General features: G+C 70.2%; 22 protein-coding genes and 1 pseudogene. 22 read left to right on the top strand and 1 reads right to left on the bottom strand.

All coding sequences use genetic code 11. The features are described from left to right. Positions 1–66 precede the first annotated feature (66 nt). From aroC to BCY76_RS00660, 18 genes and pseudogenes are all read left to right on the top strand, one after another. Entirely contained in the window at positions 67–1,311 is a 1,245-nt protein-coding gene (aroC, locus tag BCY76_RS00745) for a chorismate synthase (protein ID WP_070160257.1), read from the top strand. Between the two features lie 33 nt (positions 1,312–1,344). Continuing rightward, entirely contained in the window at positions 1,345–1,863 is a 519-nt protein-coding gene (locus BCY76_RS00740; RefSeq protein WP_170922540.1) for a shikimate kinase, read from the top strand. Between the two features lie 26 nt (positions 1,864–1,889). Further along, positions 1,890–3,107, top strand: coding sequence for a 3-dehydroquinate synthase (aroB, locus tag BCY76_RS00735; protein WP_083277508.1), 1,218 nt, complete (start codon positions 1,890–1,892; stop codon positions 3,105–3,107). Positions 3,108–3,185: 78 nt separating this feature from the next. Beyond that, positions 3,186–3,749 carry an elongation factor P gene (efp, locus tag BCY76_RS00730; protein WP_070160260.1) on the top strand — a complete coding sequence of 188 codons (564 nt, stop codon included), beginning with the start codon at positions 3,186–3,188 and terminating at the stop codon, positions 3,747–3,749. Positions 3,750–3,752: 3 nt separating this feature from the next. Continuing rightward, entirely contained in the window at positions 3,753–4,163 is a 411-nt protein-coding gene (gene nusB, locus BCY76_RS00725) for a transcription antitermination factor NusB (RefSeq protein WP_070160262.1), read from the top strand. A gap of 183 nt (positions 4,164–4,346) precedes the next feature. Continuing rightward, a pseudogene (gene pyrR / locus BCY76_RS00720) lies at positions 4,347–4,891 on the top strand (bifunctional pyr operon transcriptional regulator/uracil phosphoribosyltransferase PyrR). After that, a complete protein-coding gene (locus tag BCY76_RS00715) occupies positions 4,888–5,877 on the top strand; it encodes an aspartate carbamoyltransferase catalytic subunit (RefSeq protein WP_070160264.1) in 990 nt (329 codons plus the stop codon). Before pyrR ends, BCY76_RS00715 begins: the two are co-directional and overlap by 4 nt. Then, positions 5,874–7,199, top strand: a complete 1,326-nt coding sequence (locus BCY76_RS00710; protein WP_070160266.1) for a dihydroorotase — start codon at positions 5,874–5,876, stop codon at positions 7,197–7,199. Before BCY76_RS00715 ends, BCY76_RS00710 begins: the two co-directional genes overlap by 4 nt. Before the next feature lie 6 nt (positions 7,200–7,205). Beyond that, positions 7,206–7,706 carry a PH-like domain-containing protein gene (locus tag BCY76_RS00705; protein WP_070160268.1) on the top strand — a complete coding sequence of 167 codons (501 nt, stop codon included), beginning with the start codon at positions 7,206–7,208 and terminating at the stop codon, positions 7,704–7,706. 8 nt (positions 7,707–7,714) lie between these two features. Then, on the top strand, positions 7,715–8,869 hold the full coding sequence (carA, locus tag BCY76_RS00700; RefSeq protein WP_070160269.1) for a glutamine-hydrolyzing carbamoyl-phosphate synthase small subunit: 1,155 nt from the start codon (positions 7,715–7,717) through the stop codon (positions 8,867–8,869). Continuing rightward, positions 8,862–12,167 (top strand): carbamoyl-phosphate synthase large subunit, encoded by a 3,306-nt coding sequence (carB, locus tag BCY76_RS00695; RefSeq protein WP_070160271.1) that lies wholly within the window; start codon positions 8,862–8,864, stop codon positions 12,165–12,167. The genes carA and carB overlap by 8 nt, the downstream gene beginning before the upstream one ends. Then, positions 12,164–13,012, top strand: coding sequence for an orotidine-5'-phosphate decarboxylase (gene pyrF / locus BCY76_RS00690; RefSeq protein ID WP_070160273.1), 849 nt, complete (start codon positions 12,164–12,166; stop codon positions 13,010–13,012). Before carB ends, pyrF begins: the two co-directional genes overlap by 4 nt. Positions 13,013–13,154: 142 nt before the next feature. Continuing rightward, the gene (gene mihF, locus BCY76_RS00685) at positions 13,155–13,475 is read left to right on the top strand and encodes an integration host factor, actinobacterial type (protein WP_070160275.1); all 321 of its coding nucleotides are present in this window, start codon (positions 13,155–13,157) and stop codon (positions 13,473–13,475) included. Positions 13,476–13,670: 195 nt separating this feature from the next. After that, on the top strand, positions 13,671–14,240 hold the full coding sequence (gmk, locus tag BCY76_RS00680; protein ID WP_083277509.1) for a guanylate kinase: 570 nt from the start codon (positions 13,671–13,673) through the stop codon (positions 14,238–14,240). 41 nt (positions 14,241–14,281) lie between these two features. Next, positions 14,282–14,545 carry a DNA-directed RNA polymerase subunit omega gene (gene rpoZ / locus BCY76_RS00675; RefSeq protein WP_070160277.1) on the top strand — a complete coding sequence of 88 codons (264 nt, stop codon included), beginning with the start codon at positions 14,282–14,284 and terminating at the stop codon, positions 14,543–14,545. A gap of 31 nt (positions 14,546–14,576) precedes the next feature. Continuing rightward, complete coding sequence (gene coaBC / locus BCY76_RS00670; protein WP_085437048.1) at positions 14,577–15,890, top strand: bifunctional phosphopantothenoylcysteine decarboxylase/phosphopantothenate--cysteine ligase CoaBC; 1,314 nt, start codon at positions 14,577–14,579, stop codon at positions 15,888–15,890. Positions 15,891–15,974: 84 nt separating this feature from the next. Further along, on the top strand, positions 15,975–17,174 hold the full coding sequence (gene metK / locus BCY76_RS00665) for a methionine adenosyltransferase (protein WP_070160294.1): 1,200 nt from the start codon (positions 15,975–15,977) through the stop codon (positions 17,172–17,174). A 217-nt stretch (positions 17,175–17,391) separates the two neighbouring features. Further along, positions 17,392–19,383, top strand: coding sequence for a hypothetical protein (locus BCY76_RS00660; RefSeq protein ID WP_070160279.1), 1,992 nt, complete (start codon positions 17,392–17,394; stop codon positions 19,381–19,383). A 67-nt stretch (positions 19,384–19,450) separates the two neighbouring features. Here the strand turns inward: BCY76_RS00660 and BCY76_RS00655 are convergent, their stop codons facing one another. After that, positions 19,451–20,422 (bottom strand): alpha/beta fold hydrolase, encoded by a 972-nt coding sequence (locus BCY76_RS00655; protein WP_083277510.1) that lies wholly within the window; start codon positions 20,420–20,422, stop codon positions 19,451–19,453. 237 nt (positions 20,423–20,659) lie between these two features. Here BCY76_RS00655 and leuS point away from each other — a divergent pair, with 237 nt between their 5' ends. The 4 genes from leuS to BCY76_RS00635 all read left to right on the top strand — a co-directional run. Then, positions 20,660–23,230: a leucine--tRNA ligase gene (gene leuS, locus BCY76_RS00650; RefSeq protein WP_070160281.1), complete on the top strand. Its 2,571-nt coding sequence runs from the start codon at positions 20,660–20,662 to the stop codon at positions 23,228–23,230. Positions 23,231–23,372: 142 nt separating this feature from the next. Beyond that, positions 23,373–24,233: a DegV family protein gene (locus tag BCY76_RS00645; protein ID WP_170922539.1), complete on the top strand. Its 861-nt coding sequence runs from the start codon at positions 23,373–23,375 to the stop codon at positions 24,231–24,233. Positions 24,234–24,779: 546 nt separating this feature from the next. Next, positions 24,780–25,367 carry a helix-hairpin-helix domain-containing protein gene (locus BCY76_RS00640; protein ID WP_085437047.1) on the top strand — a complete coding sequence of 196 codons (588 nt, stop codon included), beginning with the start codon at positions 24,780–24,782 and terminating at the stop codon, positions 25,365–25,367. Then, on the top strand, positions 25,364–26,864 hold a 1,501-nt coding region (locus BCY76_RS00635; RefSeq protein ID WP_085437046.1), incomplete at its 3' end, for a ComEC/Rec2 family competence protein. The genes BCY76_RS00640 and BCY76_RS00635, both read left to right, overlap by 4 nt.

The raw sequence follows: 26,864 nt of genomic DNA, 5'->3' as shown, positions 1-26,864 counted from the left end.
GTCCACCAGGCGGAATCGTGCCCGACGACGCCGCCGTGCGCCCTGCGACATGGCATCATGGAGGCCATGTTGCGCTGGCTGACCTCCGGAGAATCACACGGCCGTTCCCTCGTCGGCATCATCGAGGGCCTTCCCGCCGGGGTGCGGCTGACCACCGAGGCGGTCCAGGATGCCCTGGCGCGCCGTCGTCTCGGCTACGGGCGCGGAGCCCGGATGAAGTTCGAGAAGGACGAAGTCAGGCTGCTGGCCGGTGTGCGGCACGGTCTGACCATCGGCGCGCCGGTGACAATCGAGGTGGGCAACACCGAGTGGCCGAAGTGGGAGAAGGTCATGTCGGCCGACCCGATCGACGCCCATGAGCTCGAAGGGCTCGCCCGCAACGCCGCGTTGACGCGTCCGCGTCCTGGGCACGCCGACTACACCGGTATGCAGAAGTACGGCTTCGACGAGGCCCGACCGGTCTTGGAGCGCGCCTCGGCGCGCGAGACCGCCACCCGTGTCGCCCTGGGGGCCGTCGCCCAGTCCTTCCTGGACGACCTGGGCATCACCACGGTCTCCCACACCACCGCCATCGGAACCGTGGAGATCCCGGAAGAGGTCGAGACGCCGTCGGCGCGCGACGTCGAGCGTCTGGACGCCGATCCGCTGCGCTGCACCGACCCGGCCACCAGCGAGCGGATGGTCGCTGAGGTGGACGACGCCCACAAGGCAGGGGAGACCCTCGGCGGCGTCGTGGAGGTCGTCGTCGACGGACTGCCTCCGGGGTTGGGGTCCTACGTCCATTGGGACCGGCGCCTCGACGCCCGGCTGGCCGGTGCGCTGATGGGCATCCAGGCGATCAAGGGTGTGGAGGTCGGCGACGGCTTCCGCACGGCGCGCCGGCGCGGTTCCGAGGCCCATGACGAGATCGAGCCCGAGGGCTCCACGGCCCGCCGTGCGACCAACCGGGCCGGAGGCATCGAAGGGGGCATGAGCATCGGCACGCCGCTGCGCGTGCGCGCCGCCATGAAGCCGATCGCCACAGTGCCGCGCGCGCTGCGCACTGTGGACACCGCGACAGGCGAGCCGACCACCGCTCACCACCAGCGTTCTGACGTCTGTGCCGTCCCGGCGGCCGGTGTGGTGGCCGAGGCGATGGTGTCGCTGGTGATCGCTCAGGCCGTCCTGGAGAAGTTCGGCGGCGACAGCCTCGCCGAGGTGCGTCGGAACCTCAAGTCCTACGTCTCCGAGCTCCCGGAGCTCGGCTCCCGGCCGGGGAGCGCCGGCACCGACGGCGATCCGCTGCAGGCTCCTGCGGCGATGCAGGACTGACGGCGGGCACAGCCGATGGTGGGAACCGGACGTATGCAGGAGCCGGCGCGCAACATCGTGCTCATCGGGCCGATGGGATCCGGCAAGTCGACCGTCGGCTCCGCTCTGGCACGCCGGCTGGGCAGGCCTCATGTGGACACCGACCATTTCTTCGTCGCGCGTCATGGAAGCATCGCTGAGTACTTCATCACCCATGGTGAGGAGGCTTTCCGCGCCGAGGAGGAGAAGATCGTGGCGGAACTTCTGGACTCGCCGCGCCCCTCGGTGCTCAGCCTCGGGGGAGGCTCCGTGCTCAGTGCCCGCACCCGCGAGGCGCTGCGCCGTCAGCTGGTCGTCATGTTGGACCTCACCGCGCAGCAGGCTGCCCAGCGTCTCGGCGACGGTTCCACCCGCCCGGTCCTCGGAGACGATCCGGTGACCTCCTGGCGGCGGATCTACGCCGAGCGCGAGGCCCTGTATCGTGAATGCGCGGACGTCGTCGTCCCGCCTGCTGAGGGGACGATCGACGAGCGAGTCGATACCATCGTGTCGGCACTCCGTGCCGTCCACTGACCCAGCCGAGGAGAAGACCTCACTCCATGAGCCCCCAGGCAGACACCGCACCCGAGAACCCCGTGCCCGAGAACAGCCCTGGAACAGGTGCGGGGCCGGCCGCCGAGACGGACCAGGCCGCCGAGCCCACGGTCATCACTGTCGGTGACGGCCGAGGCACGGGCGGCCAGGAGCTCGGCTATGACGTCGTCATCGGCAACGGGCTGCTCGGACGCTTGCCGCAGATGATCGGATCTCAGGCCGAGCGTGTGCTGGTCATCCACCCCCGTGCGTTGCGCGCCACCGGCGACGTCGTCCGCGAAGACCTGGAGAACGCCGGCTACAAGGCCGTGGTCGCGGAGATCCCGGACGCCGAGGAGGGCAAGCACATCCAGGTGGCCGCCTTCTGCTGGCAGGTCCTGGGGCAGAACGACTTCACCCGCTCCGACGCCGTCGTCGCCGTCGGAGGGGGAGCGGTGACCGACGTCGCCGGGTTCGTGGCCGCCACCTGGCTGCGTGGGGTCCGGGTGGTCCACATGCCCACCACGCTGCTGGCCATGGTCGACGCCGCCGTCGGGGGCAAGACCGGCATCAACACCGCCGAGGGCAAGAACCTGGTGGGAGCGTTCCACCAGCCCGCCGCGGTGCTCGCCGACCTGGACACTCTGCTGACGCTGCCGCGGAACGAGCTCGTCGCCGGACTCGCCGAGGTGGTCAAATGCGGCTTCATCGCCGACGAGAGGATCCTCGAGATCATCGAGTCCTCGCCGGAACAGGCCCAGAATCCGCACTCGCGACAGCTGCGGGAACTCATCGAACGCGCCATCCGGGTCAAGGCCTCGGTGGTCGGCCAGGACCCGAAGGAGTCCGGGCTGCGCGAGTCGCTGAACTACGGGCACACCCTGGCCCACGCCATAGAGCTGGCCGAGCGCTACCAGTGGCGCCATGGGGCCGCCGTCTCGGTGGGCATGGTCTTCGCCGCCGAGCTGGCGCGCAGTCTGGGCCGTCTGGACGATGCCACGGCGGACCGTCACCGGTCGGTGCTGACCTCGCTGGGCCTTCCGGTGACCTACCGGGACGACCGCTGGAACCAGCTGCTCGAAGGCATCCGGCGGGACAAGAAGAACCGCGGCGACCAGCTGCGCTTCGTGCTCCTGGCCGGGCAGGGCCAGCCCGCCACGGTGGAGATCCCCGACGCCTCGATCCTCTTCGCCACATATCAGGAGATCGCGGAGTCGGACGAGGGCACCACGGTCTCCCTGTAGAATCGACAACCGCGCACAGCCGTGCCGTGTGCCGACCGGCGCGCGGACACCCGCATCCGATGTGAAGAAGGGCAATCAGTGGCCACCTCCAACGACATCAAGAACGGTTCCGTCCTCAAGCTCGAGGGCCAGCTCTGGAACACCCTGGAGTTCCAGCACGTCAAGCCCGGCAAGGGCGGAGCGTTCATCCGGACCAAGCTGAAGAACATCACCTCCGGCAAGGTCGTGGACAAGACCTTCAACGCCGGCGCCAAGGTGGAGTTCGCCACGGTGGACCGCTCCAACTATCAGTACCTCTACGCCGACGGCGACGACTACGTGTTCATGGACCTGCGGGACTATGACCAGATCACCGTCCCCGGCGCCGTCGTCGGCGATGCGGCGAACTTCCTGCTGGAGTCCCAGGAAGTCAGCATCGCGCTGCACGAGGGCACACCGCTGTACCTGGACATGCCCCCGTCCGTGGTCCTCGAGATCACCTACACGGAGCCGGGCCTCCAGGGCGATCGGTCCTCGGCCGGCACGAAGTCCGCCACCCTGGAGACCGGCCACGAGATCCAGGTCCCTCTCTTCGTCGACCAGGGCACGAAGGTCAAGGTGGACACCCGGTCCTCCGAGTACCTCGGCCGCGTGACGGACTGACCTGTGGCCCGTCGAAGCAAGGCGCGCCGCCGTGCGCTCGAGGTGCTCTTCGAGTCGGAGCAGCGTGGAGCCGAGCCGCTCGAAGTCCTCCGGGTCCGCCGGGAGAAGGCCGATCTCGTGGTCGATGACTACGTCGTCACCGTCCTCGACGGCGTCGTCTCCCACCGCGAGCGGATCGACGAGCTGCTGACCACCTACTCCCGGGGCTGGAGCCTGGAGCGCATGCCGCGCGTGGACCTGATGGCGCTGCGCATCGGCGCCTGGGAGCTGCTCTACAACGACGACATCCCCGACGGCGTCGCCGTCGCCGAAGCCGTCGCCATGGTGCGGGAACTCTCCACGGACGAGTCCCCGCCCTTCGTCAACGGGGTCCTGGGGCGGCTGCAGAAGCTCAAGTCGACTCTGCTCGACTGAACCGTGCTCCCACGCCCGCGCCACGTCACCGCGATGTCACCGCGATGTCACCGCGGGCGGACGGGGCTCCGGGATCCGCTAGAGTGGGTCTGAACAGCTGAATACCCTGCTGTCTCCTTTAATGATCGTCCCGTGAGGCGAGGAAGGAGTCGCCTGGTGACCACACCAGAGACCTCACAGGTCATGTCCGCCTCCGATGTGGAGCGGGCCTTGACGCGCATCGCGCACGAGATCGTCGAAGCCCATCGCGGTGTCGACGATCTGCTTCTCCTCGGCATCCCCCGCAGGGGTGCCCCGCTGGCCCGCCGGCTGGGCGAACGGCTCGCCCGCATCGACGGGGCCTTCGACCCCGTGCGTGCGGTCGGCTCCCTCGACATCACCATGTATCGGGATGATCTGCGCACCGGCAGCGCACGCACCCCGGAGCCCACCCGGGTGCCCGAGGCCGGCGTCGACGACGCCACCGTCGTCCTGGTCGACGACGTGCTCTACTCCGGCCGCACCGTCCGCGCCGCGCTGGACGCCCTCTCCGCCCTCGGACGCCCCGTGCGGTGCGCCTGGCCGTCCTGGTGGACCGCGGCCACCGCGAGCTCCCGATCCGTGCCGATCACGTGGGCAAGAACCTGCCGACCTCCCGGGACGAACGCGTCTCGGTGCGCCTGGCCGACGTCGACGGCGTCGCCGCCGAGGACGAGGCCGTGCTCATCGAGAGGGGGCCACGCCCATGAGGCACCTGCTCTCCACCGCGGACCTGTCCCACAGCGACGCGCTGAGCATCCTCGACACCGCCGAGGAGATGAGCGCGGTGGCCACCCGCGAGGTGAAGAAGCTCCCCACGCTGCGGGGCCGCACCGTGGTGAACCTCTTCTTCGAGGACTCCACGCGGACGCGGATCTCCTTCGAAGCCGCCGCGAAACGCCTCTCCGCGGACGTCATGAACTTCTCGGCGAAGGGCTCCTCCGTCTCCAAGGGCGAGTCGCTGAAGGACACAGTCCAGACCCTGGAGGCCATCGGAGCGGACGCGATCGTGATGCGCCATTGGGCCTCCGGCGCCGCGGCACAGCTGGCGGCCTCGGGTTGGACGGACTGCGCGGTGGTCAACGCCGGAGACGGCACCCATGAGCATCCCACACAGGCGCTGCTGGATGCGCTCACGCTGCGCCGAGGCTGGGCCGCTGGGCGGGGCCACGGGCCTCGTGGCACGGACCTGACCGGTATGCGGGTGCTGATCGTCGGGGACATCCTGCACTCTCGGGTCGCCCGCTCCGGCGTGTGGCTGCTGAACACTCTCGGCGCCGAGGTCGGCCTCGTCGCTCCGCCGACCCTGCTGCCTGTGGGTGTGGAGCAGTGGCCCGTCAGCGTGCACTACAGCTTCGACGAGGCGCTGGCCTCGGGACCGCACGCCGTGATGATGCTGCGCGTGCAGGCCGAACGCATGGGCGGAGCCTTCTTCCCCACACCGGCGGAGTACACGCGCCGGTGGGGCCTGACCGACGAGCGCCTCGCACGGGTGGAACGTCTCAACGGCCCCGGAGGGGACGGAGCCATGATCCTGCACCCTGGGCCGATGAACCGAGGCGTGGAGATCTCCGCAGCCGCCGCCGACTCTCCGCTGAACCGGGTGCTCGACCAGGTCTCGCACGGAGTCTCGGTGCGCATGGCGGTGCTGCACCTGCTGCTTTCACAGAGTCACGACGACGGGAGTTCCGCATGACCGACCACCTGATCCTCGGTGCCAAGATCCTCGGGGAGACGACTGCCGACCTGGTGCTGCGGGACGGGAAGATCGCCACTCTCGGGGCCGACACGGCCGCGCCGCGGGAGGGCGTGCCGCTGGAGACCATCGACGCCACCGGCCTCATCGCGCTCCCCGGCATGGTGGACCTGCACACGCACCTCCGCGAGCCCGGGCGCGAGGACGCCGAGACCGTGGAGACCGGCAGCCGCGCGGCCGCCCTGGGCGGCTTCACCGCCGTGCACGCCATGGCGAACTCCTCACCGGTGGCGGACACCGCCGGCGTCGTCGAACAGGTCCACCGTCTGGGGCTGGAGTCCGGTTGGACCGAGGTGCATCCCGTGGGGGCCGTCACGGTCGGGCTGGCCGGTGAGAACCTGGCTGAGCTGGGCGCGATGGCCGAGTCCTCCGCCCAGGTCCGGATGTTCTCCGACGACGGCATCTGCGTGCACAACCCGGTGTTGATGCGTCGGGCACTGGAGTACGTGAAGTCCTTCGACGGATTCGTGGCCCAGCACGCCCAGGAGCCGCTGCTCACCGAGGGTGCTCAGATGAATGAGGGCTGTGTGTCCTCGGTGCTGGGGCTTCCCGGCTGGCCGGCAGTGGCCGAAGAGGCGATCATCTCCCGTGACGTGCTGCTGGCTCAGCACGTGGAGTCGCGTCTCCATGTCTGCCACGTGTCCACGAAGGGGTCGGTGGAGATCATCCGCTGGGCCAAGGAGCGGGGCATCGACGTGACCGCCGAGGTCACTCCGCACCACCTGATCCTCACCGAGGAGATGGTCCGCAGCTTCAACCCGGTGTACAAGGTCAATCCGCCGCTGCGCACGGCTGAGGACGTCCAGGCGCTGCGCGAGGCGCTGGCCGACGGCACGATCGACGTCGTCGGCACCGACCACGCCCCGCACCCCACGCAGCTCAAGGAGTGCGAGTGGCACCAGGCCGCGATGGGGATGACCGGGCTGGAGACGGCGCTCTCGGTGGTGCAGCACACGATGGTCGAGACCGGCATGATGGACTGGCGGCGCTTCGCGGAGGTCACCTCGGTGCGTCCGGCGGAGATCGCACGCCACGGGCACCAGGGCCGCCCGCTGGCCGTCGGCGAGCCTGCGAATCTGATTCTGGTGGACCCGCAGGCGCGCCGCACCGTGCGTCCTGAGGAGCATGCCACCAAGGGCCGGAACTCCCCGTTCTCCGGCATGGAGCTGCCGGGCCGGGTCCACTCCACCTTCCTGGCGGGACACCGCGTCGTCGCCGACGGTGCGCTGCAGACCTCGCTCACCGGCAGAGAGGCGGACTGACCCCGCATGACGCAGGTCTATCTGAACTACTTCTATGTGTCCTTCGCGATCATCGTGGTCGCGGCCCTGATGCTCTGGTGGGGCTGGCGAGGACGCAAGAGACGACAGGCCGGGCTGCCGGAGCCGGCCACGATCGTGCCGGAGATCATCGACGCCGAGCCGCTGGCCGCCGGCGAGGGCATGGTCATCGGCACGGTGAAGGCCTCGGACTACCTGGACCGCGTGGCCGTGCACGGCCTGGGGATCCGCACCGACGGTCGGATCGAGGTCCATGACCAGGGTGTGGCCGTGTTCCGTGCCGGAGCGCGGAACTATCTCATCACCCGAGACCAGCTGACCCATACGCGCACCGACCGCGGGGTGGTGGGTAAGTTCGTCGAGCGCGACGGCGCCCTCATCATCGGCTGGAAGCTGGGGGAGGAGTCCGTGGAGACGGCCTTCCGTGCGCGGCACGCCGAGGCCCATGAGCAGCTGCTGAGCCACTTGAAGAGACTGACCGAGGAGTGAACCCACCTATGAGCACCATCGATCCTGCCCTCCTCGTCCTCGAGGACGGCACCGTCCACGAGGGGACCGCCTACGGGGCCCGAGGCTCCCGTCTGGGGGAGGCGGTCTTCGCCACCGGCATGACCGGCTACCAGGAGACCCTCACCGACCCGTCGTACGCACGTCAGATCGTCGTGCAGACGGCCCCGCACATCGGAAACACCGGAGTCAACGACGAGGACCCGGAGTCCCGCCGGATCTGGGTGGCCGGCTATGTGGTCCGTGACGCCGCGCGGCGTCCCTCGAACTGGCGCAGCCGACGCAGCCTGGACGAGGAGCTCGTCGCGCAGGACGTCGTCGGGATTCAGGGAGTGGACACCCGTGCGGTGACCCGTCATCTGCGCACCGCCGGCGCCATGAAGGCCGGCATCTTCTCCGGGGAGGCCGCTTCGCGTCCCGTGGCGGAGCTCGTCGACGAGGTCCGGTCCCAGCCGTCGATGAAGGGCGCACGCCTGGCCGAGGAGGTCACCACGGAGCAGGCCTACGTCGTGGAGCCGTCCGACCACGGCTGGCAGGGGGAGCCCCTCGCCGTCGTGGCCGCGCTCGACCTCGGCATCAAGACGATGACGCCGGTCCGCATGGCGGAGCGCGGGCTGCGCGTCCACGTCCTGCCGGCGACGGCGTCCTTCGCGGACATCGAGGCCGTCTCGCCCGACGGCGTGTTCCTCTCCAACGGCCCCGGGGACCCTGCCACGGCAGCCACCCAGGTGGGCCTGCTGCGGGAGGTCCTCGACGCCGGAGTGCCGTTCTTCGGGATCTGCTTCGGCAACCAGATCCTCGGCCGCGCGCTGGGCTTCGGCACCTACAAGCTGCCCTTCGGGCATCGCGGGATCAACCAGCCGGTCATGGACCATCTGACCGGCAAGGTGGAGATCACCTCGCAGAACCATGGCTTCGCGGTGGACGCACCCGTCGGGGAGACCACCACCGCCCCGGAGTCGCGATACGGCCGCGTGCAGGTCAGCCACTCCAGCCTCAACGACGGCGTCGTGGAGGGGCTGCGCTGCCTGGACATCCCGGCCTTCTCGGTGCAGTACCACCCGGAGGCCGCCGCCGGACCTCACGACTCCGCCTACCTCTTCGACCGCTTCGTCGAGCTGATGAAAGTGAAGGACAATGCCTAAGCGTCAAGACCTCAACTCCGTGCTGGTCATCGGCTCCGGCCCGATCGTCATCGGCCAGGCGGCAGAGTTCGACTACTCGGGGACCCAGGCCCTGCGCGTGCTCAAGGAAGAGGGCATCCGCGTCATCCTGGTCAACTCCAACCCGGCAACCATCATGACCGATCCGGAGTTCGCCGACGCCACGTATGTGGAGCCGATCAGCCCCGACGTCGTCGCCAAGATCATCGAGAAGGAGCGTCCCGACGCGATCCTGCCCACTCTGGGCGGGCAGACGGCGCTGAACACCGCCATCGCGCTGGACAAGGACGGCGTCCTGGAGAAGTACGGCGTGGAGCTGATCGGGGCGAACATCGCCGCTATCGAGCTCGGTGAGGACCGCGAGAAGTTCAAGGGCGTCGTGGAGCGCTCGGGCGGCGAGTCCGCCCGTTCGCGGATCGTCCATTCCATGGAGGAGGCGTTCGAGGCGGCCGAGGACCTCGGCTACCCGATGGTGGTGCGGCCGTCGTTCACCATGGGAGGGCTGGGGTCCGGGCTCGCCTACGACGCCGAGGACCTGCGGCGCATCGCCGGGACGGGACTGCAGTACAGCCCGACCACGGAGGTGCTCCTGGAGGAGTCGATCCTCGGGTGGAAGGAGTACGAGCTCGAGATGATGCGCGACGCCAACGACAACGTCGTGGTCGTCTGCTCGATCGAGAACCTCGACCCGGTGGGTGTGCACACCGGCGACTCCATCACCGTGGCCCCGGCGCTGACGCTGACCGACCGGGAATACCAGAAGCTGCGCGACATCGCGATCAACGTGATCCGCGAGGTCGGCGTCGACACGGGCGGCTGCAACATCCAGTTCGCAGTGGACCCGGCGACCGGGCGGGTGGTCGTCATCGAGATGAACCCCCGGGTCTCGCGCTCCTCAGCGCTGGCCTCGAAGGCGACCGGGTTCGCCATCGCCAAGATCGCCACGAAGCTCGCGGTGGGCTACACCCTCGACGAGATCCCCAACGACATCACCCGCAAGACCCCGGCGAGCTTCGAGCCCACGCTGGACTACGTGGTGGTGAAGGTCCCACGTTTCGCCTTCGAGAAGTTCCCGGCCGCCGACACCACGCTGACGACCACCATGAAGTCTGTCGGTGAGGCGATGGCCATCGGGCGGAACTTCAGCGAGGCGCTGCAGAAGGCCCAGCGGTCCCTGGAGCAGCGGGGCTCGGAGTTCGACTTCACCCCCGCCGGCCAGGAGGAGCTCGCCGAGCTGCTGGAGAAGATGGCCACGCCGACCACCGAGCGTATCCACCAGGTGCAGCGTGCGCTGCTCTCCGGGGCCAGCCTGGAGCAGGTGCACGAGATCACCGCCATCGACCCGTGGTTCCTGGACCAGCTGGAGCTGATCAACGAGACCGCCCAGACGATCGCTGAGGCACGTGAGCTCAGCCCGGAGGTGCTGCGCACCGCCAAGCGGCACGGCTTCTCGGACGAGCAGATCGGCGCCCTGCGCCACATGGACCCCGCCGTGGTGCGGGGTGTGCGCCACGCACTGGGCATCCGGCCGGTCTTCAAGACGGTGGACACCTGTGCGGCCGAGTTCGAGGCCTACACGCCGTACCACTATTCGTCCTACGACCGTGAGGATGAGATCAGCGACCACGAGAAGCCCTCGGTCATCATTCTGGGCTCGGGGCCGAACCGGATCGGCCAGGGCATCGAGTTCGACTACTCCTGCGTGCATGCCACCATGGCGCTGCGGGATGCGGGCTACGAGACCGTCATGGTCAACTGCAACCCGGAGACCGTCTCCACCGACTACGACGTCTCCACACGGCTCTACTTCGAGCCGCTGACCCTGGAGGACGTCCTGGAGGTCATCGCCGCCGAGGAGCGGACCGGCGGCGTCCACGGGGTGTTCGTCCAGCTCGGCGGTCAGACGCCGCTGAAGCTCGCCCAGCAGCTGGCCGACGCCGGGGTGCCGATCCTGGGCACGTCGCCGGAGGCCATCGATCTGGCGGAGGACCGTGGCGAGTTCGACCAGGTGCTGCGGCAGGCCGGGCTCATCGCGCCGAAGAACGGCACGGCCGTGAGCTTCGAGGACGCCAAGCGGGTGGCCGACGGCATCGGCTATCCCGTGCTGGTGCGGCCCTCCTATGTGTTGGGCGGACGCGGCATGGAGATCGTCTACGACGAGCCTGGACTCGCCCGGTACATCGCCAACGCGACCGAGGTCACCCCGGAGCATCCCGTGCTGGTGGACCGGTTCCTGGAGGACGCGATCGAGGTCGACGTCGACGCCCTCTTCGACGGCCGGGACCTCTACCTGGGCGGTGTCATGGAGCACATCGAAGAGGCCGGGATCCACTCGGGCGACTCGGCCTGCGCCCTGCCTCCGATCACCCTGGGACCGGACGTGCTGGAGCGGGTCCGGGAGGCGACCGCCGCGATCGCCGCCGGCGTCGGGGTCCGTGGCCTGATCAACATCCAGTTCGCCGTCGCCTCCGACGTCCTCTACGTCATCGAAGCCAATCCGCGGGCCTCACGCACGGTGCCGTTCGTCTCCAAGGCCACCGGCGTGCAGCTGGCCAAGGCCGCCGCGCTGATCGGCACGGGCGTCTCGATCAGCGAGCTGCGGGCGGGCTCCGGCCACCCGGCAGGCGGGCTGCTGCCGACCTTCGGTGACGGATCCCTGCTGCCCCCGGGCGCCCCGGTGTCCGTCAAGGAGGCCGTACTGCCGTTCAACCGGTTCCGCACCCCTGAGGGGCGTGTGGTGGACTCGCTGCTGGGTCCGGAGATGCGCTCCACCGGTGAGGTCATGGGCATCGACAAGCACTTCGACACGGCCTTCGCGAAGTCTCAGCAGGCGGCGAGCAACCCGCTGCCGACCTCCGGCAAGGTCTTCGTCTCGGTGGCCAACCGGGACAAGCGCGCCGTCATCATGACCGTCAAGCGCCTGGTGGACCTCGGCTTCGAGGTCGTCTCCACCGGGGGCACCGCGGACGTGCTGCGGCGCAACGGCCTGAACCCCTCGGTGGTGCGCAAGATCGCCGACGCCCCGGGGGAGGGGGAGACCATCCTCGACCTCGTGGAGTCCGGGCAGATCGACCTGATCGTGAACACGCCCTCGGGTGGGGACGCCCGCAGCGACGGCTACGAGATCCGTGCGGCGGCGACGTCGGTGGGCACTCCGGTGATCACCACGGTGGCGGAGTTCGGCGCCGCGGTCCTGGCGATCGAGGCGCTGCGCCAGTTCAGCTGGTCGGTCACCTCCCTGCAGGACCACGCGGCACGGCTCGCGGAGCTCTCCTCATGAGCGAGCGCCCTCCGCAGTTCGGCGCACGGCTGGCCGAGGCGATCCGTCGCCACGGTCGGCTGTGCGTCGGCGTCGATCCGCACGCCGCTTTGCTGACTCAGTGGGGCCTGGCCGACGACGTCGCCGGGCTCCGGGAGTTCGGCCGCCGCGTGCTGGATGCCGCGGTGGGTCGGGTCGGCATCATCAAGCCGCAGGTCGCCTTCTTCGAGCGGTTCGGGCCTGCGGGCCTGAGCGTGCTGGCCGAGCTGCAGCAGGCCGCCCGCCGGGAGGGGCTGCTGGTGATCGCCGATGCGAAACGGGGCGACATCGGTTCGACGATGGCCGGCTACGCCGAGGCGTGGCTGGACCCCGACGCCGCCCTCGCCGCCGATGCGCTCACCGTCTCCCCGTACCTGGGCTTCGGTTCGCTGAGCCCCGCCGTCGAGGCGGCCCGCCGCCATGGCGCCGGGCTGTTCGTGCTGGCGCTGACCTCGAACCCCGAAGGGCGGGAGGTCCAGCTGGCACGGGACGCCCACGGGACGGTGGCCGCAGGCATCGCCGCTCGGGCCGCCGCGGAGAACGACGTGGTCGACGACGGCGCCCTGGGAGACATCGGCCTGGTGGTCGGCGCGACGACGGCGGGCCTGGCGGAAGAAGCAGGTGTCGACCTGACCGCAGGGGCGATGCCGCTGCTCGCTCCGGGATACGGGGCGCAGGGGGCGACGGCGCAGGACCTGCGGCGAGGCTTCGGCCCGGCTCACCGGCAGGTGGTCGTCAACTCCTCCCGGGGGATCCTCGCGCACGGACCCGACGTCGCCTCGCTGACCGCTGCGATCGACCGCACCGTGGCCGATCTGGGCGACTGACCGTCCAGGTCCGTCTGGACGCTCGACCGCGCCGCGTCCGGGGCTGTCGCCGCCTGATCTGGGGGAACTGGCTATTGCCCCTGGGCACAAATGAGGCTAGATTCTGCCACATGTCATAGGCGGCGCAGCAGAGGAGAACACCGTGGCCCTGCGAGAACTGAGCAAGGAAGAGCGCGACATCGCCCGGCAGAAGGCCCTCGCGGCCCGGATCGAGCGGGCCGAGCTGAAGGAGGCCTTCGGAGCGGGGAAGATCAGCTTCGACGACGTGCTGGCCAAGGCCGAGACGTCCGAGGCGGTGGCCCGGCTGAAGACTGTGGAGCTGCTGGAGGCGCTGCCCGGCGTGGGGAAGGTCACGGCCGCCCGGACGCTGGAGGATCTCGGGATCTCCGAGAACCGGCGCATCGGTGGACTCGGCGTCAAGCAGCGGACCGCTCTGGCCCGACATCTGGCTCAGCTGGCCTGAAGCGGCCCGCGTGCTGCCCCGCGTCTCGGTCGGCGGGGCCTCGTCCGGACGTTAGGATGGACGACATCCTGATGCCCAGGCTTGAGGTGCGTCGGTCCTGCTCCGGCCGGGACTGTTCCGCCTCGGCCCACCGACCACACCGAGGTTCCGCGGCCGCCGTCGAGCGGCTCGGACCGCGCCGAGGAGTCCACCGCAGTGAACGAGCCCAAGGTCACCGTGCTCGCAGGCCCCACGTCTGTGGGGAAGTCGACGATGAGCCGCTACATCCGAGAGAACTATCCGCAGGTCTGCTTCTCGGTCTCTGCGACGACCCGCGATCCGCGACCGGGGGAGGCTGACGGCGTCGACTATCATTTCGTCGCGCCCGAGCAGTTCGACCGCCTGGTGGAGGAGGGCGCCTTCCTCGAATGGGCCACCGTCCATGGGCGGCACCGCTACGGGACCCTGCGATCCACCGTGGAGGAGGCCCTGGGCCAGGGACGCAGCGTCCTGCTGGAGATCGACCTCCAGGGGGCCCGGCAGGTGCGGCGGACCATGCCCGAGGCGCAGTTCGTGTTCCTCTCGCCGCCGTCGTGGGACGAGATGGTGTCTCGCCTCACAGGGCGGGGTACGGAGGGGCCCGAGGAACAGCAGAGGCGCCTGGAAACCGCTAAGATGGAGCTTGCGGCAGAATCGGAGTTCGACGTCACCGTGATCAACGACGACCTCGACCGCGCCGCCGCCGAACTCGTCGCCCTCATGGGCTTCCAGAAGGACGCCGTCTGATCGACGGCCCACCACACGCGACCGACAAGGACCTTTCTTCCGTGACTGAGCAGCTCGAAGGCATCATCGACCCGCCGATCGACTCCCTGATGGGCAAGAGCGACTCGAAGTACGCCCTGGTGCTCTTCGCCGCCAAGCGCGCCCGCCAGATCAACGCCTACTACGCGCAGCTCCACGAGGGGCTCTTCGAGTACGTCGGCCCGCTGGTGGACACGAAGCTCAACGAGAAGCCTCTGTCCATCGCTCTGCGGGAGATCGACCAGGACCTGCTGGTCAACCACCCCGCCGAGAACCCGGCATCCTGACCCTACGGTCCGGAGAGCACCGATCGACCTGATGCGCATCGTCCTGGGAGTCAGCGGAGGCATCGCGGCCTACAAGGCCGTGCACCTGGTGCGACTGCTCCGTGAGGACGGCCATCAGGTCGACGTCGTTCCGACCGCCGCCGCGGAAGAGTTCGTGGGCCGTCCCACGTGGGAGGCCATCAGCGGGCGGAAGGTGAGCACCTCCGTCTTCTCTCATGTGGACGAGGTGCGGCATGTCCGCCTCGGCCAGGAGGCGGACCTGGTCGTGGTGGCACCGGCCACCGCCGACCTGATGGCCCGGGTGCGGGCCGGCATGGCCGATGATCTTCTCACGTCCACGCTGCTGGCCACCGAGGCGCCGGTGGTGCTCGTGCCGGCCATGCACACCGAGATGTGGCGCAACGCCGCCACCGCCGACAACGTCGAGACCTTGCGTCGGCGCGGGGTCGACATCATGGAGCCCGCTGTCGGGCGGCTGACAGGCTCCGACTCGGGTCCGGGCCGGATGCCCGAGCCCCACGACATCCACGCGCACCTCCGCAGGGTCCTCGCCGAGGGCCCTGGTGACGCAGACCCGGCGCCGCCGTCGGGCGCCGTGACCCCGTCGGAGGGCCCGCTGTCCGGGCGAGCCGTCGTCGTCACCGTCGGGGGCACCCGCGAGCCGCTGGACCCTGTGCGATACCTGGGCAACCGCTCCTCCGGGAAACAGGGACTGGCACTGGCCGAGGCCGCGCTGGCCGCGGGTGCGCAGGTGCACCTCATCGCCGGGGTGATGGACGTCCCGGCACCGGCGGCTCAGGACAGGCTGACGGTGGAGACCGTCGAGACGGCCGAGGAGCTGCATGCCGCCGTCGAGTCCGCGGCCGCCGCAGCAGACATGCTGCTCATGGCGGCGGCAGTCGCCGACTTCCGTCCGGCCGACTATGCCGAGGCCAAGATCAAGAAGACCGACGACGGCACGGACCCGGTCATCCACCTGCAGCGCAATCCGGACATCCTGGCCACGACGGTGCGGAGGCGCGCCGAGCGAGGGACCGGTCCCACCGTCATCGTCGGCTTCGCCGCCGAGACCGGCGACGCGGAGAACGATCCGCTGGACCTCGCACAGGCCAAACTGCTGCGCAAGGGATGCGAGCTGCTCGTGCTGAATCGCGTGGGCCGGAACCTGGTGTTCGGTCAGGACGACACAGAGATCCATATCCTGGCGTCCTTCGGCGTCCAGGGGCTCCTCGGTGACGCCGATCCGGTCCATGTGGTGGGCACCAAGCAGGAGGCCGCGCAGGCCGTGGTCGACCGTGCCGCGCAGCTGATCTCCCGCCGGGCGCGATCGCCTTACGCTCTGTGAAGCCGCTGGCTGACCGGCCAGCCTCGACGCTGGCCGCTCGCGTAGGATGAGCCGGTGACCAACACCAGCGCTGCCTCTTCTGACATGCCCCTGCCGCAGGGACTGCGGCTGTTCAGCTCCGAGTCCGTGACCATCGGTCATCCGGACAAGATCTGCGACCAGATCTCCGATGCGGTGCTCGATGCGATGCTCGCCGTAGACCCCGACTCTCGGGTCGCGGTGGAGACCCTCACCACCACCGGCCTGGTGCATGTCGCCGGGGAGGTCACCACCTCGGGGTATGTGGAGATCCCGCAGATCGTGCGCTCCACGTTGCTGGACATCGGCTACGACTCCTCGGCCAACGGCTTCGACGGCGCCCGCTGCGGCGTCTCCGTCAGCATCGGCCAGCAGTCCCCGGAGATCTTCGCCGGCGTGTTCAACTCGATGGAGGCCCGCGGCGGAGCCGAAGATCGCCGGGACGCCCAGGGAGCCGGCGACCAGGGCATCATGTTCGGCTACGCCACCAACGAGACCGACACCTATATGCCGACGCCCATCGCGCTGGCCCACCGTCTCTCGGCCCGGCTCACAGAGGTCCGGCAGACGGGTGAGCTGGACTATCTGCGCCCCGACGGCAAGACCCAGGTGACGGTCGGCTACGACGGAGCGCGACCCGTGAGCCTGGACACTGTGGTGGTCTCCACCCAGCACACGCAGGAGACCGCCCAGGAGCAGCTGCACGCTGACATGTCGGAGCACGTGGTGGCGCCGGTGATCGAGGCCTCCGGGCTGGACATCTCCGCGGTCTCCGAGATCATCAACCCCTCTGGGCCCTTCGTGGTCGGTGGTCCGGTGGGCGATGCCGGACTCACCGGCCGCAAGATCATCGTCGACACCTACGGCGGCTTCGCTCGGCACGGAGGCGGCGCGTTCTCCGGCAAGGACCCCTCCAAGGTGGACCGCTCGGCCGCCTACGCGATGCGCTGGGTGGCGAAGAACGTGGTCGCCGCCGGGCTGGCCGAGCGCGCCGAGATCCAGATCGCCTACGCCATCGGCCGGGCGCGTCCGGTGGGCATCTATGTGGAGACCTTCGGCACGGAGACGGTGGATCCGGCGCGCATCTCCGCGGCCATCGATGAGATCTTCGACCTCCGCCCGCTGGGGATCATCGAGGATCTGGACCTCAAGAGGCCCATCTATCGCGAGACCGCCCGCAACGGCCACTTCGGCCGTGAGGGCGAGAACTTCCCCTGGGAGCGTCTCGACCGTGTCGAGGCTCTGAAGTCGTACTTCGGCGCCTGAGGCCCGGCGACCCTGCAGCACGCGGCCCCCGCCCACCCCAGGGCGGGGGCGCGTGCTGTCCTCCCTGCCTCTGTGTCCGGTGCGGCCTCTGTGTCCAGTGCGGCCTCTGCCGTGCCTGCACCGGCACCAGACGGCCACCGGGGACTTCGTGCCTGTCAGCCCGGGCGCGTAGCATCATCCGGTGAACAGGTCCCAGTGCCGTGGAGGGAGACAGGCGATGACGGAGCGGGAGGACAGCCAGCCGGCGCTCCTCGACGCCCTGGCTCCGCCGCCGCCTGCGCGTCTGCCGGCGGGGGCGGCCCCGGAGCTGCCGGTGGCGCGGGTGCTGCTGGACTCCGGAGTCCCGCATCTGGACCGAACCTTCGACTATGTGGTGCCGCGGGACCACGACGCCGCCGTCGTGCCCGGGGGGAGGGTGAAGGTCCGTTTCTCCGGTCGCGAGATGCTGGGCTTCGTCGTCGAGCGCTGTGAGGCGGCGGAGACGGCGTCCCGGCTCTCTCTGATCCACAAGGTGGTCTCGGCGGTCCCGGTGCTGTCCCCGGAGGTGCTCCAGCTGGCCCGGCAGGTGGCTGAGCGCGGTGCCGGGGTCACCTCGGATGTGCTGCGGGCGGCGATCCCCCCGCGCGTGGCCCGGGTGGAGAAGGAGTTCGCCGGGCTGACCGCCCCGGATCCGGTGTGCGACCCCGAGACCCCGAGACCCCGCCAGGCGGCCCTGGCGCTGACCGGCTATGGGGAGCAGAGCTGGGTCGCCCAGATCCTGGACACGGTGCGTCGCTGCCTGGAGCAGGACGGCGATGCCGTGGTGGTCCTGCCCGATGCGCGCGACGTCGAGCAGGTGGCGGAGGCGCTCGAGCACGTGTGGGGCGCGGAGCAGGTGGCCCGGCTGACCGCCGACGTCGGCCCCACACCCCGATACCGGGCGTTCCTGCGCCTGCGCCACGGGCAGGCTCGCATCGCGGTGGGGACCCGGTCGGCCGTCTTCGCCCCGGTGCCGCGCCTGCGGCAGCTGATCGTGGTCGACGACGACGACCCTTCGCATGCCGAGCCGCGCGCGCCCTACCATCACGTGCGTGAGGTGGCGCTGCTGCGCACGGTGCTGACCGGATGCGGCCTGCTGTTCCTGTCCACCTCCCGCAGCCTGGAGGTGCAGCGCCTCGTGGAGCGCGGATGGCTCCAGGACGTCGCCCCGTCCCGCGAGTCTCGCAGGGAGGCCTCCCCGCTGATGATGGCCACCGCCGATTCTCACCACACGGAACGGGACCCGATGGCACGCGGGGCGCGGCTTCCGGCCGCGGCGTACCGCACGGCCCAGCAGGCTCTGCAGCACGGGCCGGTGCTGGTGCAGGTGGCACGGGCCGGCTTCGTCCCGGCGGTGCTGTGCGAGCGCTGCCGCGTCCGGCAGCAGTGTCCCAGCTGTCATGGGCCGCTGAGCCTGCCGCCCCACCATGAGCAGTCCCGGACCCTGAGGTGTCGCTGGTGCGGGCTGCATCACCGGGGCCACCGCTGCGCGGAGTGCGGGCACGATCGCTTCCGGGCAGGTGTCAGGGGAGCGGACCGCACCGCGCATGAGCTTGGCCGGGCCTTCCCGAACACTACGGTGATCTCCTCCACCGGGGACCACCCGGTGCGTGAGGTCTCGGCGGCTCCGGCCGTGGTGGTGAGCACTCCCGGGGTGGAGCCCGTGGCCGCTGGAGGATATGCCGCCGCACTGCTCCTCGACGGGGACGCCCAGCTCAGCCGTGAGGGACTGGACGTGCCGCGCAGGGTCCTGGCTCGCTGGTTCCGTGCGGCGTCTCTGGTCCGGCCGCACGGAGCTGACCCGGCACGCTCGGGGGCGGTGGTGGTCACCGCGGAGGCCGAGGAGCTCACCGCGGCGCTGGTGCGCTGGGACCCGGTCACCTATGCCCGTCGGGAGCTCTACCGTCGGCTGGAGCTCGGTCTTCCCCCGGCGAAGCGCATGCTGAGCCTGACGGCGGAACCGGAGGAGGCCGAGGCATTCATCCGGGCGGCGAACCTGCCCGAGGGCGTCAGCTGGATCGGGCCGAGCCCTCTCGAGGACGGTCGTCACCGGTACCTGCTGTTCTTCGGCTATGCGCAGGCCGCCGAGGTCGTCGAGGAGATGCGGCGGCTGCGTCGCACCCAGAGCGCCCAGCGTGGGGATCGGGCCGTGCGGATCGCCGTGGACGACGTGGCGGCCCTGCAGGTCTGAGGCACTCCTCAGGGCTCGAGGACTGGGGGTGTCTGGCGGGACGCTGACACTCGGACGCTTGAGACCTTCAGAGCTCGCTGAGGAAGCGGCGGATGGCCCGGGCGGTCGGGGCAGGCTTCTCATAGTGCAGCAGATGGCCCACCCCGCGGAGGACCTCCAGTCGGGCCTGGGGGAGCAGTCGGGCGAGGCGCTGTCGTCCGCGCAGGGTGGAGAGCTGATCCTGCGCCCCGACCACCAGCAGGGTCGGCAGGTCCAGCTCGCGGGCGAACTGGGTCACGGTGGTGCGGCTGGAGGACCGGTAGGCCTGCAGGACGGTGTCCCGGTCGGTGAAGCCCCCGAAGTGCTCCCGGTGTTCACGGCGCACATGCTCGACCACGTCCCGGTCCCGCGACACGATCATGGTGAGATTCGTCACGGCCAGGATCAGGGGTGAGCGCAGCAGGGAGAGCGCCCAGGGCTCAGGCAGTCGGCCGCAGACCCGATAGTAGGCTTCCACGGCGACGGCGCCGGGCAGCAGCGACCCGGTGAAGACGTCGTCGCTGATCGGGTTGAGCAGTCCCAGCCCAGCCCAGCGTCGGCCCTCCGGGATGCCCTGCTGCCAGGCGGTGTGCGCCGCGGCGACGATGGATCCGAAGGAGTGGCCGACCAGGACGTCCTGGTCGTCGAGTGCCAGGGCCTGGGCCAGGGCCTCCACGACGCGCGCGTAGGTCTCGGCGTCGTGGACGCCGTGGGACAGCGGGGCGGTGGCGCCGAAGCCCGGCAGGTCGGGGACCAGCAGCTCCTGGTCGGGCAGGGCGTCGACGATCAGCTGCATCCCGTGGTGGTCGCCTCGGAAGCCATGGATGACCAGCAGCCGGCGCGCCGGCCCGGGGACCTGATGCCGGGCACGGTAGTGCCACAGGGTGATGTCAGCGGTCGCCGCGCGCCCGTCGGACAGGCGGACCCCAACGGGGACGGTGCGGCGTTCCCCTTCGCGACGTGGATGCGGCACCCAGGGAGCGGCGGGCAGGTCAGAGGAGGAAGGCGTCGACAGCGGCACCTCACCAGGGTAGCGGTGCGGGCGTCGGCGGCGTCGGCGGCATCGGCGGCGTCGTCACTCAGGTCGGCATCGGCGGCATCGTCACTCAGGTCGGCATCGTCACTTAGACTGGGTGGGCCGGACGTCGTCTCTGAGGCCGGCGGTCGAACCCGACGGGATCGTGGGGCGGGACGAGGTCCTGCCTGCGACCGTGCTGGGTGAGCCGACCGCGGCGAGCCCCGTCCATGACGTCCCGAGATGCCCTTTGCCCGATCCCATCGAACGACCACGAGGTGCCCCCAGGTGAGCAACGCGAGCGGTTCCGCCGCGGCCCAGTCCGCGCAGGCCTCCGAGAAGCCCCAGCAGTATGACGTCGCCGAGATCGAGGCGCGCTGGCTGCCCTTCTGGGAGGAGGACGGCACGTTCGAGGTGGACCCCGACGACACTCGCGAGCGGCGCTATGTGCTGGACATGTTCCCGTACCCGTCGGGCGACCTGCACATGGGGCATGCCGAGGCCTTCGCCATCGGCGACATCCCGGCCCGCTATGCGCGGCTGCGAGGATACAACGTGCTGCACCCCATCGGCTGGGACTCCTTCGGACTTCCGGCGGAGAACGCGGCGATCAAGAACGACGCGCACCCGGCGGACTGGACCTACACCAACATCGACACCCAGGCGGCGTCCTTCAAACGCTATGCCATCAGTGCGGACTGGTCGCGGCGCCTGCACACCTCGGACGAGTCCTACTACCGGTGGACCCAGTGGCTGTTCCTGCAGTTCCACCGCCGGGGCCTGGCCTACCGCAAGGACTCCCCGGTGAACTGGTGCCCGAAGGACCAGACGGTGCTGGCCAATGAGCAGGTCGTCGACGGCGCCTGTGAGCGCTGCGGCACTCAGGTCACCAAGAAGGCCCTGAACCAGTGGTACTTCAAGATCACCGAGTACGCGGACCGGCTCCTCGACGACATGGAGCAGCTGGCCGGACGATGGCCGGAGCGCGTGCTGAGCATGCAGCGCAACTGGATCGGCCGCTCCACCGGTGCGACGGTCCGGTACGAGGTCGAGCCTGCCGAGGACGGCGCCGACGTCGAGCCGATCGAGGTCTTCACCACCCGCCCCGACACCCTGTACGGGGTGACGTTCATGGTGGTCGCCGCCGATGCGGCGCTGGCCGAGCAGCTGGTCACCGAGGAACACCGGGAGGAGCTGGCGCGCTACCGCGCGGCGCTGGGCTCGGTCTCCGACATCGAGCGTCAGTCGGCCGACCGGGAGCGCACCGGCGTGTTCCTGGGCCGGTACGCGGCCCACCCGCTGACGGGAGAGCGCCTGCCCATCTGGGCCTCGGACTATGTGCTCGCCGACTACGGCACCGGCGCGGTCATGGCTGTGCCGGCCCATGACCAGCGGGATCTCGAGTTCGCCCGGACGATGGGGCTGGATGTCCGCGTCGTGGTGGACACCGGAGAAGAGGATCCCGCGGTGTCCGGCACGGCCACGGCCGGCGAAGGGACGTTGGTGAACTCGCCCGCCTGGGAGGGGCTGGGCAAGCAGGAGGCCATCGCTCGCGCGGTGGACGTCCTGGCGGAGCGCCAGCTCGGACAGGCCACGGTGAACTACCGGCTGCGCGACTGGCTGCTGTCCCGTCAGCGTTTCTGGGGCGCCCCGATCCCGATCGTGCACTGCCCCAGCTGCGGCGAGGTGCCGGTGCCCGAGGACGAGCTGCCGGTGCGGCTGCCGGCCGACCTGCGAGGCGAGCAGCTGGCTCCGAAGGGCCAGTCCCCGTTGGCCGCGGCGAGCGACTGGGTCACGGCGGACTGCCCCTCGTGCGGTGAGCCTGCCACCCGGGACACTGACACCATGGATACCTTCGTGGACTCCTCCTGGTACTTCCTGCGATTCCTGGACCCGCAGAACGACGAGCGCATCTTCGATTCGTCCGAGGCCGACCGATGGATGCCGGTGGACCAGTATGTGGGCGGCGTGGAGCACGCCATCCTCCATCTGCTCTATGCACGCTTCTTCACCAAGGTCATCCATGACATGGGCCTGATCCGCTTCGACGAGCCCTTCAAGGCGCTGATGAACCAGGGCCAGGTGCTCAACGGCGGCAAGGCGATGTCGAAGTCGCTGGGCAACGGTGTCGACCTCGGTGAGCAGCTGGACGCCTACGGCGTCGACGCGGTCCGGCTGACCATGGTCTTCGCCTCACCGCCCGAGGACGATGTCGACTGGGCCGACGTCTCGCCGGCTGGGTCGGCGAAGTTCCTGGCCCGGGCGTGGCGTGTGGCCCAGGATGTGGCCAGCGCCCCCGGCACGGATCCGACCAGCGGGACCGCAGCACTGCGTGCGGTCACCCACCGCACCGTCCACGAGGTGGAGCAGCTGCTCGAGGACCAGAAGTTCAACGTGGTCGTGGCGCGGCTCATGGAGCTGGTCAACGCCATCCGCAAGGAGATCGACTCCGGGGCCGGCGCGGCCGACGCCGCGGTGCGGGAGGGGGCGGAGGTCACCGCACAGATCCTGAGCCTCGTGGCCCCCTACACCGCTGAGGACATGTGGGCGATGCTCGGGCATGAGGCCTCCGTGGCGAACTCGACCTGGCCCACCGTCGATGAGGCTCTGCTGGTCGAGGACACGGTCACCGCCGTGGTGCAGGTCAAGGGCAAGCTGCGGGACAAGCTGGAGGTGTCCACGGACATCACGGCGGACGATCTCGAGGCCCGCGCACTGGCGCTGCCGAAGATCCAGAAGTACATCGAGGCCGACGGCGGGGTTCGCAAGGTGATCGTCCGGGCTCCGAAGCTCGTCAACGTCGTCACGGGCTGACCCGATGGACCAGGTCTCGCGGGAGCGCAGGGACCAAGGCCTGGCAGCCTGGATCCGGTCTTGTGAATACGCCCTCACGGTCGGCGGACCCCGTCGATCCGGGCTCTGGGGGCCGCGGCGACGGCAGGGCGGCGTCGCAGTGGTGACGGATTCCTCCTGCTCGCTGCCCCCGGCCCTGCTGAACGCCGCCCGGCCCCCGGTGACCTCGGTGCCGATCCCCGTGATGATCGGTGATCAGATCTACGCGGGGGAGACCGGGGCGTCGGCAGGCGGCGGCGAAGGTGCCGAACTGGAGCGCGATCTGGCCCTTGCGGTCGCTCAGGGTGCACCGGTGCGCACCTCCCGTCCCTCTCCGGGCCGCCTCCTTCAGGCGTTCCGCGCTGCCGAGGCGGCCGGCTGTGAGGGCATCGTGGCGGTGCACCTGTCCTCCAAGCTCTCCGGCACCGTGGACGCCGCGCGTCTGGCTGCCGAGGCCGTGGGCGTCCCGGTGCGTGTCGTCGACTCGCAGCTCACCGGAGCCGCACTGGGGGACGCCGTGCTGGACGCCGCCGCTGTGGCTGGTCGCGGTGGGTCGATCGACGCCGTCGCTGACGCGGCCGAGCGGTGCGCGCGTGGGGCGAGCGCTTTCTTCGTGGTGCCGAATCTGGAGCAGCTGCGGCGAGGCGGCCGGATCAATGCCCTGGCTTCCCTGGTGGGCGGCCTGCTCTGGGTGAAGCCTCTTCTGGGGCTTGAAGACGGCGAGGTGCAGCTGGTGGAGCGGCCCCGCACGATGCCGCGAGCGATGGAGCGGCTCATGGCCCGCGTGGAGGAGGCGGCCTCCGCGATGGACGACCCACGCCTGGTGGTCCACGGCTTCGGCAATCTTCCGGAGGCGCTCGAGCTGGCGGACCGGGTCTCGGGGCTCTCGGCCCGGCCGGTGCCGGTGGTCGACCTGCCTCCCTCGCTCGCAGCGCATCTCGGCCTGGGGGCGCTGGCGGTGTGTCTGACGCCGTCGCCGCGGTGAGGGGCCGAGCGCGGCCCGGTCCTGAGGAGGCCGGCGTCGGCGGAAGGCGCCTGAGTCACAGTGTCCTTCCCTGTGGTGTCCTGCCCTGTGGTGTCCTCCACAGCGGGGTTCTCTGCGGGACTGACACGCCGACGTCTCCACATCCTTCGGGGCGCGGCTGAACGGTGCATCGCCGTGGTCCTAGCCTGACGGCATGGAGGATCATGGGCTCTGGGACGAGGCGCCGGTGCTCTCTCGCCGGGAGCGCCTCAGGCAGGAACGAGAGGCCGCTCTGCGACGTCCTGCACGCACCCGGTTGCGGATCACAGCGGCGGTCGCGCTGGTGGTGGCGCTGCTCGCCTGGCTGCTCGTCTCGTGGCTGATCAGCAGCCCGTCCTCGTCTGAGCCGCTGCCGGAGGCGCCGGCGCTCGACAGCGCACAGGAGGGTGCCCAGGAGGGTGCCCAGGAGGGTGCCCAGGAGGCGGGGCGGGGGGAGGCGCGTCCGCGGGAGACGCCGCCCGGTGCGGAGGGCGCCCCGCCCCTGGTCAGGGCACGCGGCCGGATGAGGTGCCCGAGCAGCGCTCGGATGAGACGGGTGACGACGGAGCTGACCACGACGGTGCTGACCATGACGGGGCTGACCACGACGGGGGGCAGCTGGTGGTCCACGTCGTCGGCGCAGTCCAGGAGCCGGGCGTCGTCGAGCTTGACCCGGGGGCGCGGGTCCATGACGCGGTGGAGCAGGCCGGCGGGGCCGAGGAGGACGCGGCGCTGGAGGTCGTGAACCTGGCCGCGCCCCTCGTGGACGGCTCGCTGATCCATGTCCCGACCCACGCTGACGTCGACGCCGCCGAGCCGGGGGCGTCGTGGGTCCAGGACGGCCACGGCGGCGACGAGGGGAAAGAGTCTGAGTCCCTGGGGCCGCACGACTCCGGTCACCACGATGGTGGTGCGCCCGGGACACCGGTGGTGGACCTCAACACGGCCGAGGCCGCAGAGCTCGAACAGTTGCCGGGGATCGGACCGGCGCTTGCCGAAAGGATCTTGGAGCACCGGGCCCGGCACGGTCCCTTCGGCTCGCTCGAGGAGCTGGCCGCGGTCCGCGGGATCGGACCGGCGATCCTGGAGGATGTGGCCGATCAGGTGACCTGGTGATCGCGGCTCACCGACGGGACGACGACCCCGCGGGCCGGGCGACCGACCCTCCGGGGAACGCCGCCGGTCCTGTGCGCCCGGTGGACCTTCGGCTGCTGCCCGCTGCCGCGACGGCCTGGGCAGTGGCCTGGGCCGCAGTGCACAGCAGCTCTGCGATCTCGGCAGCCCTGGGAGCTCTGCTGGGGATCTCCGGTCTGGCGCTGCTCGGGGTCCTGGTGCTGCTGCGCCACCTCATGCCACGGGGACGACGGTCATCAGCCCCGGCGGTGCAGCTGGCGGTGTGCTGCGTCGCAGGAGCCGCCGTCGCACTGAGCTGTTCCGGCGCTCAGCGGCAGATCGACCTGAGCGGATGGCCCACGACCGTCAGCGAGGACATTCCTGTCCAGGTGCAGCTCGAGCCGACAGGGCCCGCGCGGGAGACGGTCCGCCCCGGTCCTGACGGCACGGTTCGAGTCATCGTGCCGGTGACCGTGCGGGCCTACGCGCAGCGGCCCCGTGGTCCGAGCTCAGCCTCCCCACCCGACTCAGCCTCTCCATCAGGCTCTGGCGCGGCTCGCTCGGGCGAAGAGGAGCCGACGTGGCGCCAGGTGGACGCCGCGGCCGTCGTGCTGCTCACTGAAGCGGAGGCCGCTGGGCTCAACCGGGATCATGCCGATCGTGCCGTCCGGTTCGAAGGAATGGTGCGGTCGACCCCTGCGGACTCGGGAGGCAGGAGCACAGCATTGCTGACCCCATTCGGGGAGGGTGCTCTGGTGCCGGTTGCGGATGCGCCAGCACAGGTCGGAGGGATCGCGGCCCGGGCGGCCGAGACCTGGGAGGGATGGCGGAGCGACGTTCGCCGCGGGACCATCGAGCTGTCCTCGCAGACGGTGGGCGACGGTCCTGAGCTGCTGCCCGGACTCATCCTCGGTGACAGAAGTGTTCAGTCTCGCGAACTGTCGGAAGCCATGCAGGTGGCAGGGATGACGCATCTGACAGTCGTGAGCGGGACCCACTGCGCACTGGTCATGGGGGCACTGCTGGCGCTGCTGCGTCTGTTGCGGGTGCCGCGGGGTCCCGGGCTCGTGCTCGCCCTGGCGGGTCTGATGCTCTACGTCGGCCTGGTCGATCAGGCTCCGAGCGTGGTGCGGGCCGCCGTGATGGGCGCGCTCGGGGCACTGTCCCTGTTCGCGGGACGTCGGAGGGTCTCGTTCTCGCTGCTCTGCGTCTGCGTGCTGGGCATGCTCATCTGGGATCCCTGGTACGCAGTGGATGCTGCCATGCAGCTGTCAGCGGCGGCGACCGCCGGGATCGTGCTGACCGGGGCTCGCATCCAGGAGGCCTTCGCCCGGGTGCTGCCCGGGGTGGTCGCCGGTCCGCTGGCGCTGGCTGTGTCCGCTCAGCTGTTCGTCACGCCGCTGCTGCTGCCGCTGCGCGGGGTGACCACCTATACAGTCCTCGCCAACGTGCTCGCGGCCCCGCTGCTGCCGCTGGCGACCGTGCCCGGGCTGCTGGGCG

It is taken from the genome of Nesterenkonia sp. PF2B19, from assembly GCF_001758425.2.
Taxonomy (GTDB): domain Bacteria; phylum Actinomycetota; class Actinomycetes; order Actinomycetales; family Micrococcaceae; genus Nesterenkonia; species Nesterenkonia aethiopica.
This window is presented reverse-complemented; position numbering and strand designations above follow the sequence as displayed.

What these genes read in the sequence shown, in the direction of transcription:
- BCY76_RS00715 (WP_070160264.1), top strand. Translation starts at nt 4,888, where the DNA reads ATGAGGCACCTGCTCTCCACCGCGGACCTGTCCCACAGCGACGCGCTG.
- carB (WP_070160271.1), top strand. Translation starts at nt 8,862, where the DNA reads ATGCCTAAGCGTCAAGACCTCAACTCCGTGCTGGTCATCGGCTCCGGC.
- coaBC (WP_085437048.1), top strand. Translation starts at nt 14,577, where the DNA reads ATGCGCATCGTCCTGGGAGTCAGCGGAGGCATCGCGGCCTACAAGGCC.
- pyrF (WP_070160273.1), top strand. Translation starts at nt 12,164, where the DNA reads ATGAGCGAGCGCCCTCCGCAGTTCGGCGCACGGCTGGCCGAGGCGATC.
- metK (WP_070160294.1), top strand. Translation starts at nt 15,975, where the DNA reads ATGCCCCTGCCGCAGGGACTGCGGCTGTTCAGCTCCGAGTCCGTGACC.
- BCY76_RS00740 (WP_170922540.1), top strand. Translation starts at nt 1,345, where the DNA reads ATGCAGGAGCCGGCGCGCAACATCGTGCTCATCGGGCCGATGGGATCC.
- BCY76_RS00660 (WP_070160279.1), top strand. Translation starts at nt 17,392, where the DNA reads ATGACGGAGCGGGAGGACAGCCAGCCGGCGCTCCTCGACGCCCTGGCT.
- aroB (WP_083277508.1), top strand. Translation starts at nt 1,890, where the DNA reads ATGAGCCCCCAGGCAGACACCGCACCCGAGAACCCCGTGCCCGAGAAC.
- BCY76_RS00705 (WP_070160268.1), top strand. Translation starts at nt 7,206, where the DNA reads ATGACGCAGGTCTATCTGAACTACTTCTATGTGTCCTTCGCGATCATC.
- BCY76_RS00710 (WP_070160266.1), top strand. Translation starts at nt 5,874, where the DNA reads ATGACCGACCACCTGATCCTCGGTGCCAAGATCCTCGGGGAGACGACT.
- leuS (WP_070160281.1), top strand. Translation starts at nt 20,660, where the DNA reads ATGCCCTTTGCCCGATCCCATCGAACGACCACGAGGTGCCCCCAGGTG.
- aroC (WP_070160257.1), top strand. Translation starts at nt 67, where the DNA reads ATGTTGCGCTGGCTGACCTCCGGAGAATCACACGGCCGTTCCCTCGTC.
- carA (WP_070160269.1), top strand. Translation starts at nt 7,715, where the DNA reads ATGAGCACCATCGATCCTGCCCTCCTCGTCCTCGAGGACGGCACCGTC.